This is a genomic window from Flavobacterium sp., assembly GCF_040402895.1.
GTDB lineage: Bacteria > Bacteroidota > Bacteroidia > Flavobacteriales > Flavobacteriaceae > Flavobacterium.
Window position 1 is genome coordinate 47422 of record NZ_JBBALR010000004.1, and the last position, 12795, is coordinate 60216.

Annotated in this window: 11 protein-coding genes and 1 riboswitch; of the genes, 7 read left to right on the top strand and 4 right to left on the bottom strand. The window is 31.3% G+C overall.

Going from position 1 to position 12795, the window contains the following annotated elements; translation table 11 throughout:
* The first annotated feature begins 130 nt into the window (after window positions 1-130).
* The 3 genes from ABWP60_RS05090 to ABWP60_RS05100 all read left to right on the top strand — a co-directional run bounded on the left by ABWP60_RS05090 (window position 131) and on the right by ABWP60_RS05100 (window position 4272).
* Window positions 131-970: a GIN domain-containing protein gene (locus ABWP60_RS05090; protein WP_353149444.1), complete on the top strand. Its 840-nt coding sequence runs from the start codon at window positions 131-133 to the stop codon at window positions 968-970.
* A 14-nt stretch (window positions 971-984) separates the two neighbouring features.
* Complete coding sequence (locus ABWP60_RS05095; RefSeq protein WP_353149446.1) at window positions 985-1392, top strand: hypothetical protein; 408 nt, start codon at window positions 985-987, stop codon at window positions 1390-1392.
* Window positions 1393-1476: 84 nt separating this feature from the next.
* Window positions 1477-4272, top strand: a complete 2796-nt coding sequence (locus ABWP60_RS05100) for a GH92 family glycosyl hydrolase (protein WP_353149449.1) — start codon at window positions 1477-1479, stop codon at window positions 4270-4272.
* Window positions 4273-4277: 5 nt separating this feature from the next.
* On the opposite strand, the gene ABWP60_RS05105 is transcribed toward ABWP60_RS05100, so the two are convergent.
* The 3 genes from ABWP60_RS05105 to ABWP60_RS05115 form a co-directional block, all read right to left on the bottom strand.
* Complete coding sequence (locus tag ABWP60_RS05105; RefSeq protein WP_353149452.1) at window positions 4278-4811, bottom strand: GFO_1091 family lipoprotein; 534 nt, start codon at window positions 4809-4811, stop codon at window positions 4278-4280.
* Window positions 4812-4815: 4 nt separating this feature from the next.
* A complete protein-coding gene (locus ABWP60_RS05110) occupies window positions 4816-5337 on the bottom strand; it encodes a GFO_1090 family protein (protein ID WP_353149455.1) in 522 nt (173 codons plus the stop codon).
* A gap of 113 nt (window positions 5338-5450) precedes the next feature.
* Entirely contained in the window at window positions 5451-7373 is a 1923-nt protein-coding gene (locus tag ABWP60_RS05115) for a TonB-dependent receptor plug domain-containing protein (protein ID WP_353149458.1), read from the bottom strand.
* A gap of 76 nt (window positions 7374-7449) precedes the next feature.
* Window positions 7450-7652: riboswitch (cobalamin riboswitch) on the bottom strand.
* 64 nt (window positions 7653-7716) lie between these two features.
* On the opposite strand from ABWP60_RS05115, the gene ABWP60_RS05120 reads away from it, so the two are divergent.
* From ABWP60_RS05120 to ABWP60_RS05130, 3 genes are all read left to right on the top strand, one after another.
* A complete protein-coding gene (locus ABWP60_RS05120) occupies window positions 7717-8847 on the top strand; it encodes an ABC transporter substrate-binding protein (protein WP_353149460.1) in 1131 nt (376 codons plus the stop codon).
* A 2-nt stretch (window positions 8848-8849) separates the two neighbouring features.
* Window positions 8850-9878, top strand: a complete 1029-nt coding sequence (locus ABWP60_RS05125) for an iron chelate uptake ABC transporter family permease subunit (protein ID WP_353149463.1) — start codon at window positions 8850-8852, stop codon at window positions 9876-9878.
* Between the two features lie 105 nt (window positions 9879-9983).
* Entirely contained in the window at window positions 9984-10763 is a 780-nt protein-coding gene (locus tag ABWP60_RS05130) for an ABC transporter ATP-binding protein (RefSeq protein WP_353149466.1), read from the top strand.
* A gap of 11 nt (window positions 10764-10774) precedes the next feature.
* Here ABWP60_RS05130 and ABWP60_RS05135 read toward each other — a convergent pair whose 3' ends face one another.
* Window positions 10775-11359 (bottom strand): pseudouridine synthase, encoded by a 585-nt coding sequence (locus ABWP60_RS05135; RefSeq protein WP_353149469.1) that lies wholly within the window; start codon window positions 11357-11359, stop codon window positions 10775-10777.
* An 85-nt stretch (window positions 11360-11444) separates the two neighbouring features.
* On the opposite strand from ABWP60_RS05135, the gene ABWP60_RS05140 reads away from it, so the two are divergent.
* A complete protein-coding gene (locus ABWP60_RS05140; protein ID WP_353149472.1) occupies window positions 11445-12791 on the top strand; it encodes a DNA recombination protein RmuC in 1347 nt (448 codons plus the stop codon).
* Window positions 12792-12795: the final 4 nt, after the last annotated feature.

Consider the following 12795-nt stretch of genomic DNA (forward strand, 5'->3'; position numbering starts at 1 on the left):
AATTCAATTTATAGAAAGCATTTTTTAATATCTTTTTTATTTAAAAACGTAATATCATAACATATAAATCCCGATTTTTTTCGGGATTTTTTTTTATATATTTGTACTTAAAATTTAAATAAACACAAAAATGATAAAATCAATTACACTTTTCGTTATTACATTGTTTAGCTTTTCAGTTGCCTCGGCGCAAGCTAAGTTAGAAAAAATAAAAGGCTCAAAAATTGTAACCATTACTTTAAAAGAAGTTGAACAATTTGAAAACGTTGAAATTGAAGAGTTTTTGGATGTGTATTTCGTAAAAGGAGAAAAAACATCAATTGAAATTGAAGCTGATGATAATTTACATGATATTATTAGCTATAATGTTTTAGGAAAAACTCTAAAATTAACGGCGTTAAAACAACCTGTTGGAGAAAAAAAAATGGCTATTAGAGTTAATTATAATGATAGTTTAAAAACAATTGTGGCACGACATGAAAGTAAAGTTAATGCTATTGCAGATATCTCTTTAGCAAATATTACTGTTAAAAACTTCGATAAATCGCAATCTTTTTTAAATGTAAAGTCCACTAATTTTACTTTAATTCTGACTGATAAATCCAAAGCAGAAATCAATGTGCAAGCAGAGAAATCTGTAGTAGAATTAAGTAAAGACGCAAATTTAAAAGCATTAATTGCTTCACCAGAATCAAAAGTAGATTTATACCAAAAATCGGAAGCAGTCATTGAAGGTGATGCGCAAATTGCAAAAATAAGATTAGATAACAATTCTAGTTTAGTTGCGAAAAAATTCACCGTAGTTGATATGGAATTAATTGCAGAAGGCTACACCTCGTGTTCGGTAAACGCACAAAAAACCATTGAAATATCAGCTTCAGGAAACACTCAAATTGACTTATTAGGTGAACCAAAAGTAGAGTTAAAGATTTTTACAAACACGGCTACTTTATCTAAAAAAATAAAATAAAGCAGTAACTTCTCATGAAAAAAGACATTATTATTCCAGAAGTAGAAAACGTATATGTGTTGGCTATTAAAGAATGGAATGAAGATTTTGGAGAAAACAGCTGGTACGCCTACTTATTAAACGGTACTTCAGAAAAATTAGAAATGGCAATGGTGGTTTCAAATGCGTCTGGAATTATTAATGGTGAAGAAAGAAAAACAGGAAGTTTTAGACATGCTTTTAACGAAGTATTACCTGAAACGGCTATAAAAGTGGAATTATTAGAAAATAATGTATTGCAATTAGATAATCATTTTATGCTTACCTATTTTCTTAACGGAAAATTATACGATAAAAACTTCACCTTTGAAGCCAATACAATAAAAGACGAAAACGCCACAGCATTACAATCAATCAATCGTATTGGTATACTAGGTAAATAAACCTCATCCAACCGATTTAATTTCTTATAAAATTGCTTTTTTCAAATAGTTTGTTGAAATTTACATCAACAATATTCTATTATCATGAAGAAAGCAATTTTATTTATACTACTTCCCACATTATTATTCGCACAAGATTTTGCCAAATATGTGAATCCATTTATTGGAACTGGCGGACACGGACACACATTTCCTGGGGCAACCGTGCCTTACGGAATGGTACAACTTTCTCCAGATACTCAAATTGATGGCAGTTGGGATGGTTGTGGTGGTTATCATTATGATGACAGTTCTATTTACGGATTTTCGCATACGCATTTGAATGGAACCGGTGTCTCGGATTATGGTGATATCATGTTGATGCCAACTATGGGCGAACCTTCGTTTGATAATAAAATCTATGCTTCTACATTTTCGCATGCCAATGAAAAAGCTTCGGCTGGGTTTTATTCCGTGAAATTAGACAAACATAATATCGACGTGCGATTAACCACTTCAACCCGTGTTGGTTTTCATGAATATACCTTTAATAAAGCTGGTTTAGCCAATATTATTTTAGATTTGAATCACCGCGATAAATTATTATATGGTGAAATTCGAATTGTAAATTCAACAACCATAGAAATTCTTCGAAGAAGCGAAGCTTGGGCAAGAGACCAATATGTGTATGCACGAATAGAGTTTAACGCACCTTTGAAAGTGAATTTGATTAAAGAAGAAAACAAGGAAAACACTAAATTAGACGGAATATACAAAGGAACTGAATTGGCTTTAAGTTTCTCCAAACAAGTCAAAAAAGGAGAAAAAATTCTTGTAAGAGTAGCGCTTTCGCCAACCAATTATGAAGGGGCCAAATTAAACAGTTCCGAAATTAACCATTGGAATTTTGAAAAAGTTAAAAAAGAGGCAGAAACCCTTTGGAACAAAGAATTATCAAAAATTGAAGTAACTTCTGATGATAAAGACAAGTTAGCGATTTTCTACACGGCATTGTATCACACGATGATGCAACCCAATATTGCACAAGATTTGGATGGAAAATATCGAGGTCGCGACAACCAAATTCATGTAGCCGAAGGATTTGATTATTACACGGTTTTTTCACTTTGGGATACTTTTAGAGGTGCACATCCGTTGTATACTTTAATCGATAAAAAACGAACTTCCGATTACATCAATACGTTTATCAAACAATTCGAACAAGGTGGCAGATTACCCGTTTGGGAATTGGCTTCTAATGAAACCGATTGTATGATTGGCTATCATTCGGTTTCTGTTATTGCTGATGCCATGGCAAAAGGCATTACCGGTTTTGATTACGAAAAAGCCTTTGAAGCCAGTAAAGCTTCTGCGATGCGCGAAGTTTTAGGATTAGATGCTTACAAGAAAAACGGTTTCATTTCGATGGATGACGAACACGAAAGCGTTTCTAAAACCCTGGAATATGCATATGACGATTGGTGTATTGCCCAAATGGCTAAGCATTTAAAAAAGCAAGAAGATTATCAATATTTCATGAAACGTTCTCAAAATTGGAAAAATATATTCGATTGGGAAACGGGTTTTATGCGTCCAAAGAAAAATGGCGGTTGGGACAAACCGTTTGACCCAAGAGAAGTCAATAATAATTTTACGGAAGGGAATTCGTGGCAATACTCCTTTTTCGTACCACAAGATATTGAGGGTTTAATTCAAGCACACGGCGGACCTGAAAAATTTGAAGCCAAGTTAGACGCGCTTTTCAACGCTGAAAGCAAAACCACGGGCAGAGAACAAGTGGATGTTACAGGATTAATTGGGCAATATGCACACGGCAACGAACCTAGTCACCACATGGCGTATTTGTACAATTATGTAGGAAAACCAGAAAAAACAAACGAAAAAGTACATTATATTTTAAATAATTTCTACAAAAACACTCCCGATGGCTTAATTGGTAATGAAGATTGCGGACAAATGAGTGCTTGGTATGTGTTGAGCGCCATGGGGATTTATCAAGTGACACCAGGTATAGAAAAATGGGAAATTAATAAACCTTTTTTAGATGCAAAAGTTAGTATTGAGGGTAACAAACCAAATTATCTTCACTTACCAAATGATAGAGGAATTTTACCACAATTTGGGAAGGAAAACGTTGATAATCCTCCTTATCAATTAATCATTCCAGTTCCAGTAATTCAAGCGGATAGTAAAGCATTTAAGGATAAATTGGAGATTGAATTGCAGTCTCAAAATCCAAATGATGTGATTTATTATTTGGAAACTATTGATGGGGAAGATTATAGCACAATGAAAAGAGCTTTTGCTCCCTATTTGAAGCCTTTTAAAATTGAAAAAACGTGCGAAATTCAAGCTTATGTAAAAACAAAAGATGGACAAAGCAAAACCATTTCGGCAACCTTTTTCAAAAAACCAAACAATTACACCATTAACATCAAATCCAAATACAATCCGCAATATCATGCGGGGGGTCCAGAAGGGTTGTTAGATGGTATTTTAGGAACTGAAAATTGGAGAAAAGGCGATTGGCAAGGCTACCAAAGTCAAGATTTTGAAGCGGTTGTCGATTTGCAAGAAATTAAAAATATTACTGAAATTTCAGCACGTTTTTTACAAGACCAACGTTCGTGGATTGTAATGCCTACGAAAGTCGAATATTATGTTTCAGATGATAATTTAAATTTTACCTATTTCGGTTCGGTAAACAATACTTTAGATCCAAAAATTGAGGAAAACATTATTTTAAATTTCACTGCTAATGAAAGTAAAAAGGCTCGTTACGTAAAAGTTATTGCCAAGAACTTCGGAAAATTACCTGAATGGCATCAAGGTTTTGGTGGCGATGCGTTTATTTTTGTGGATGAGATAATCGTTAAATAAAAAAGTTATTTCTTATTTACGAAGTTTAATATGGGTTTAAGTTGCTCCATATCAATATTTGATTTTTGCAGAATACTTAAAAATTCCATCGCGTTTTCAGGTTTCATATCATTTCCTAAAACTCGAATTACGGTAAAACCTAATTCTTTTTTATTTCCAAACAAAATTAATTCGTCAATTTCTTTATTGTCGCCCACAATCATTATGGAAGCGTTTTGCCCTACTCCATTTAACTTTATCAACGGTTGATATACGCTGTCTTTTAAAATTTCTTTTACTTCTTTTATTTCTTTTGTGTATTGTGCATTATTTTTTCCGTCTTTTTTAAAAGCTAAAATATTTACTTTATCAAATGATTGTAACGCTTTTTTTTCGGAGTCTGATAATTTAGTTTCACTAATATTTAATATGGAAGACGAAACATCTAAAGACATAAATTCTTTTTTATCGCCACTTGCTACAAAATATTTTTGCAAAGAAGGTTCTTGCTTACAAGCAAAACATAAAGTAAGTATCGCAACTAAAATATACTTATTCATTGTATTATTTTTTTTCTAAATTACTTAAAATATCAGCACCAGGTATATTTAATTTTTTAACAAGTACAGCAATTTCGTTCAAAGGGAAGTCGCCTTTTATTGATAATACAGATGTTTTTACTCCATTAAAATTACCATTTACCACAACTAAAACTTCTTTCACATTGGTTTCATTAGCATCTGTTTTACCATATACTTTAATTACATTTCCATCTTGTGTAGATGTAGTAATTGTTTCTAATGGATTTGATTTTAAATACGAAACCACAGCAGCATTTAGATCGCCGCTCAATTTGGATTGCGAGGTATAAACTGCTTGCAAATTATCTAATTTTTTAAGCAAGTTCATATATTGTTGCATTTCTTTATCTTTTGCATCCACTTTAACTTTACTCATTAAATCGAACATTTTTTTAGATACCACAATGCTTTCTACACCCTCTTTATCTTCTAATTTTTCAAAAGCATTTTGTGAAAACATCAAAGATGAAATCATCAAAGCAACATAAACAATAATTTTTCTCATAATTCTCTATTTTATAATTCTCTTTGTCAAAATCTATTCCAAAGATAAGACAACATTATATCAAAATTGTTACAAAATATAAAAATGCAATTCAATCTTACATGTAAATAATTTTAGAACTTAAAATTAATTCCTAATTTAAAATTCCTTCCTCTTACAGAATAGCCTATGTTTTCGTAAAAATCTTTATCTAAAATATTCGTAACAGCAGTAAAAATTGCCAATCTATTTGGTACTACATCCATTGATAAATTAGTATTTACTACTTGATAGGAAGCCAAAACTGTATTTATCGTAGCGAATGTTACACTATCAAAATAGGCATCGTTTCTAGATTCCACATATTGATATTGGGTGTTCCAATGGATTTTTTTTGAAAAATCAACATCTAACGAAACATTTACTTTATGCTTAGGAATTAATTTGCTTTGCGCTTCAGCAACTTGCGTAAAGGTGTAATTTCCGTTTATCGAAAAGTAGGAATTTGGTTTTATAACTAAAGTGGTTTCCATTCCTTTTGCAATTACAACATTTGAATTATTGATGTATTTAGATTCATAAGTAGTCAAATCTGTGAAAAAATCATAAGTATTTTCTTGTTCTCTATAAAAACCAACGGTATTTATGGTGATTTTTTTGTTTGATAGAATTGTTTCAAAACCAACTTCAATAGTTGTGTTTTCCTCTGGTTTTAATTTTAAATTTCCGTATGGAGAAAACAGTTGGTACAAAGATGGTGTGATGTACGCCGTGCTGTAAGATGAAATTAATCGTAAAGGTATTTTTTTGAAACCATAAGATGGATTAAAATTAAATGTAGTATGATTTCCATATACATTATGTTTGTTTAATCTGGCGCCAGCATTAATATTTAAACCAAAATTAGAATTATAAACAGCAGTAGCATACGGATCAATCACATTAAAATTAGCATTTGTATTTAAAATGTTTTCATATGAAGTTAATTCTTGCATATCCATAAATTGAAATTGCGTTCCTAAAATCAAGAAAAATACATTTGAAAAATTATACTTATTAAACAAATCAACAGAAACACTTCTCGATTTGTAGTATGATTTTTCAACACTTGAAGACCAAGTACTATAGGTGTCATACTGTCTTTCCAAGTTAGTAAAACCCGTTACTAAATTTAATTCCCCATTGGCATATTTATATTTTGGTGTAAACCCAACTCTAAATTGCTCCGAAAGTGAAATATTTGCCGTTTCATCAGTAAAATTACCCCCATCAAATGAAGATTTTAATCTATCATAATTAGCGAAAGTCTGCATACTAAATTTAGAATTAAATTGAATTCCAATTTTCTGCAAGGCATTTACCCTTGAAAAATAATCAGGTTCAAAATTTGTACCTGCAGCTTCACTAATTCCTTTAGTTTCTGTACTATTTAAGGAAGTAAAATAAGAAATTACCCCTTTTGTGCCATTTACAGAAAATCCTTGATTAAAATCCTGAGCACTTGTTTTACTTTGGTTGGGAACATTTTGTGTGCCTAAATTCATATAAGCCGTGCCTTCAATTTCTTTTTTTGAAGCTTTTTTCAAAGTAATATTTATCAAACCAGTTGCGGCGCCCGAACCATATAAAGTACTTGCGGCTCCTTTCATAATTTCAATACTTTCAATTTGTTCTACTGGCAATAGACGCAAATCATATTGAAAACCAATACCTGAAGCGTCAGTTACAGGAACTCCATCAATTACAATTAAAACCTGACGACTTCTTCCTCCTCTAATGTAATACTCTAAATTTTTTCCAGTTCCAGATTGACTTCCAGCAACTTCAACTCCTGCAACTTGGCTAAGGACAGCAGCTAAGGATTGCCCTTTTTTGTTTTCTAAATCTTTTGCAGTAATTTTTTCAATAATTTTACCTGATTTTTCTTTGCTTTGTGCAAATTTGGTGTCAGAAATTACAATTTCTTCAATTGTTTTTGACGGTTCTTGCTCTTGAGCCATAGCAAAAGAGGTTACCAACGTAAAATACGCTGCTAGTTTAATGAAATTTAGTTTCATTTTTCTAATTTAAATTTTTCCAAAATGGGAGAAAAGCATAGAATTACCCATACCCAAACCTTTTTTCCCGAAAGTTTGATACTCAATGAATGTGGCAGGTCTCCTGGCTCGCCTATTAGTGTCTTCCTTCCCATCTCGTTTATAGCGAAACAGTGGATTTGCAGATAACACTAACGTTTTATAGCATACAGTTGCGGGAACAGCTCAGGTCTTACACCTGATTCCCTTTTAATGATTATTCTATGTTATAGAACATCAACCAAAATTCAGGTGTAAAAGTAATTTATTAAAAATTAAAATCAAACTATATAAATATCTTTTACTTTTGTAAAAAATTTCACAAATGTATCTTGCTAAAAAAATTAGTTTTCTTTTGCTTTTATTTACTTTTATATCTTGTAATAACAAGGAAAGTAAGACTTCAGGAAACACAAGAAATAAGGAAATAAAACACGCTAAAGGTTTAACTATCCTCACAAAAGAAAATTATTCAATTGTTGAAGTAAGTTCGCCTTGGCCAAATTCAAAAAAGAAATATTACTATATTTTAAAGAAAAAAAACGCTGTAATTCCTAAAGAGTATAAGAATTTCACTCAAATTCAAGTGCCAATTAAAACTATTGTTTTGACATCTACCACGCATATTCCTTCTTTAGAAATGCTTGTAGAAGAAAATAAACTAATTGGTTTTCCAAATTTAAATTACATTTCATCTGAAAAAGTAAGGAACTTAATTGACGCTGGAAAAATAAAAGAATTAGGAAGTAATCAATCGTTAAATACAGAAGTTATACTTGATTTACAGCCCGATGCAATTATGGGGTATGGTTTAGATAACAAAAATCCTACTTTAGATAATTTAGAGAAAAACGGATTAAAAGTAATATTAAATGGAGATTGGAACGAACAAACACCATTAGGAAAAGCGGAATGGATTAAGCTGTTTGGCGTGCTATTTGGAAAAGAAAAACAAGCCAATGAAATTTTCAATTCTATTGAAAAATCGTATAATGAAACCTTAAAATTGGTAGTAAAAACGAAAGTAAAACCAACTGTTTTAAGTGGTTCTTTATACGAAGATAAATGGTATTTGCCGCAAGGCGAAAGTTGGGGTGCAAAATTTATTACTAATGCTAACGGAAACTATTTATGGGCAAAAACTAAAGGTACGGGAAGCCTTTCTTTATCTTTTGAAAAAGTATATAGTTTGGCCAAAAATGCTGATATTTGGTTTATGGATCAATATACTTCCTTAGAAGAAATTAAAAATGCAAATCCCCATTATTCGCAATTTAAAGCATTTAAAACAAAAAATATTTATTCGTTTAGCAAAAAGAAAGGTAAAACGGGTGGTGTAATTTATTACGAATTGGCGCCTAATCGACCAGATTTAGTGTTGAAAGATTTAGTAAAAATATTTCATCCAGAATTATTACCTAATTATGAACTTTATTTCTTTGAAAAATTAAAATAAAATTGAAAAAAAACCCACAACATAAAATCCTATTTTTTGCTTTACTAATCGGCTTAGCAGTTGTTTTTATACTAAATATTAGTTTTGGTCAAGTGGCTATTCCTATAAAAGAAGTTGTGAAATCAATTTTTGGATTCGGAGAAGTAAAAGACACGTGGGAATATATCATTATCCATTTCCGTTTACCAAAGGCAATTACAGCTGCTTTAGTTGGCATTGGCTTATCAATTTCGGGTTTGTTGATGCAGACGCTATTCCGAAATCCTTTAGCTGGACCTTATGTTTTGGGATTAAGTTCTGGCTCTAGTCTGGGTGTGGCTTTTGTAATTATGGGCGCAACGATTTTGCCAGGTTTTTTATCGGAACTTTTTGTTTCCAGTTTAGGTATGTTATTCGCCTCCATTTTAGGAAGTTTATTTGTATTATCTTTAGTTTTTTTAGTCTCCAAAAAACTAAAAGATACCCTTTCAATTTTAATTGTTGGCTTAATGTTTAGTAGTTTCAGTGGAGCAATTGTTAGTGTTTTAACCTATTTTAGTACCGCAGAACAATTACAAAAATTCACATTTTGGTCCATGGGAAATTTAGGAAATTTAAGTTGGATGCAACTTTCTATTTTAAGTATCTCAATAGTAATTGGTTTGTTTTTAAGCTTGTTTTCCATTAAAAGTTTAGATGCTTTTTTACTTGGCGAAAATTATGCAAAAAGTTTAGGAATCGATATTAAAAAACAACGTAATTTAATTTTTATAGCAACCGGAATTTTAGCAGGAAGCATTACTGCGTTAGTAGGACCAATTGCCTTTGTTGGTTTAGCCGTGCCGCATATTTCAAAATTAGTATTTCAAACAAGTAATCATAAAATATTATTTTTATCCACCATTTTATTTGGAGCCCAAATTATGTTACTTTGTGATACCATTTCGCAATTACCCGGTTTAGATTTCACTCTACCAATTAATGCAATTACATCTATATTAGGAGCGCCAATTGTAATTTGGTTGTTGGTAAGAAAAAGAGGAATTAATTAAAATAATTACACAAAGTCTCACAGAGAAACAGAGAGATTCGCAAAATATTTTTAAAAATCAATTAAAATCAGTTCAATCATAAAAATCGGCGTACCTATTAAATCAATGAATAACACCCTACTTCATACCAAAAATCTTACCATTGGTTATACTTCCAAAAAAGAAGTAGTACCCATTGCGAGCGATATCAATATTTCATTATTAAAAGGTAAGTTAATCACGTTAATTGGTGGAAATGGCATAGGAAAATCTACATTATTACGAACAATTACAGCTATTCAAACACCTATTTCTGGTGAAGTAATGTTAAATAACAAAAATCTTTTTTCTATTGAAAATTCTGATTTAGCACAACAACAAAGTTTGGTTTTAACCGATAAACTTCCAAGTAGTAATTTAACCGTTTGGGAATTAATTGCTTTAGGAAGACAACCTTATACCAATTGGATTGGCAATTTAACTGATGAAGATTATTCGAAAATAAAAACAGCAGTTCAACTTACCAATATTGAGCATTTGGTGGAGAAAAAACATTACGAAATTTCAGACGGACAATTACAAAAAGTATTAATTGCTAGAGCTTTGGCACAAGATACTGATTTAATTATCTTAGACGAACCTACTACCCATTTGGATTTGTTTCATAAAGTTTCAGTGTTTAAATTATTACAAAAACTGGCACACGAAACGGAAAAATGCATTTTATTTTCAACTCACGACATCGATTTGGCCATTCAATTAAGTGACGAAATGATTGTAATGACAAAAGGTTTCTGTATTCAAGATCAGCCTTGCAATTTAATTGAAAAAGGTGTTTTTGATACGTTATTTAAAGACGAACATATTGTTTTTGATAAAATACACGGAAAATTTATTGTCAGATAACATTTTAAAAATTACTCCAAAATTCTATCAAAATCGTCCTTATAAATTTCTCGCACTTCGCCAGCTTTTAAATTACCTAATTCAATGTTACCCACTCGAATTCTAATTAATCGTAAAGTAGGAAAACCAACTGCTGACGTCATTTTACGTACTTGTCTAAATTTTCCTTCTGTCAACGTTATAGAAAGCCAGCTTGTAGGTCCGTGACGTTCCTCTCTAATTCTTCTCCCCTCACCAATGTGTATTGGAATAGGAATCAAATTTGCTTGACATTTTTTAGTAATATATTTTTTACCGTGTAAACCAATTTCGACTCCATTTTTTAGTTGTTCCACAGCATCTAATGTAATAATTCCATCCACTTGCGCATAATATTCTTTCTCCACTTTTTTGCTTCGAACCAATTCACTCATCATGCCGTCGGTTGTTAGTAATAATAAACCTTCAGAATCTTCATCTAATCTGCCAATGGCCATTGTTCCTTCCGGAAAATTATACAATTCACCCAGTTTTCTTTTATTCCGTTTTAATTCGTAAATAAACTGACTAATAAATCCGTGCGGTTTGTGTAAAATAAAATGTTGGTGTAACTTCATCTTGCAAAAATAGTTTTATTTCTAATCAAATAGAATAATTGAAAAAAAATAGTAATTTTACTATCTAACAAATTTTAATCCAAAAATGAATACATCCATTATTTTAGTATTTGCCATTTTAATTGCTTTAACCATTGGTTTTTATATTGGAAAGCTACTTTCAAAAACCCAATCTAATGCTGAAAAAAGTAATTTAGAAGGGCAATTAACATCACAATCGCATCAACTTGCAGAATTAAAGTCATCGATTCAGAATTTGCAAATCGAGAAACAAAAAACACAAACTGAAAAAGAAGAATTGGCCATTTTATTGGCGAAAAAAGAAAATGATTTTGATAATTTATTAGAACGTACCAAAGAACAAAAAGAAGAAATCAATCATTTACAAGAGAAATTTAGTAAAGAATTTGAAAATTTAGCCAATAAAATTTTAGAAGAAAAAACGCAGAAATTTACCGAACAAAACAAAGAAAACTTAAAAAATATTTTATCACCATTACAGGATAAAATTTTACATTTTGAGAAAAAAGTTGAAGATACACACAAAGAAAGTATTGATTATCACGCTGCTTTACGTCAACAAATTGTTAGCTTGAGCGAAATGAATGCGCAAATGAGCAAAGAAACAATCAATTTAACTAAAGCGTTAAAAGGTGATAGTAAAATGCAAGGAAATTGGGGCGAACTTGTTTTAGAACGCGTATTAGAAAAATCTGGATTAGAAAAAGGTCGAGAATACGAAGTACAACAAGCCTTTACAACTACAGAAGGCACAAGAATTTTACCCGATGTAATTATTCATTTACCTGATGGGAAAAAAATGGTAGTAGATAGTAAAGTATCATTAACAGCTTATGAAAAATATGTAAACGAAGAAGACGATACACAGCAAAATATTCACTTAAAAGACCACGTGAATTCGGTAAAACGACACGTAGAACAATTGAGCGATAAGCGGTATCAAGACATTTATCAAATGGAAAGTCCTGATTTTGTTTTGCTGTTCATTCCTATTGAACCTGCTTTCGCATTGGCTTTACAAGAAGATTTAACGCTATATAACAAAGCATTTGAAAAAAACATTGTGATAGTAACACCTTCTACGCTATTAGCGACTTTACGAACTATAGATAGCATGTGGACCAATCAAAAGCAACAAGAAAATGCTATAGAAATTGCGCGTCAAGCTGGTGCGTTGTATGATAAATTTGAAGGTTTTGTTTCTGATTTAATTAAAATTGGAAAGAAAATGGATGAAGCCAAAGTAGAATATTCAGCAGCAATGAATAAACTTACCGAAGGAAAAGGAAATTTAGTAACAAGCGCTGAAAAATTAAAGAAAATGGGGGCTAAAGCAAAAAAAGCGTTACCAGAAGCTATTTTGAAACGAGCAGAAAACGACGAAGAATCAGTAACCGAAATTGATAATTAATATA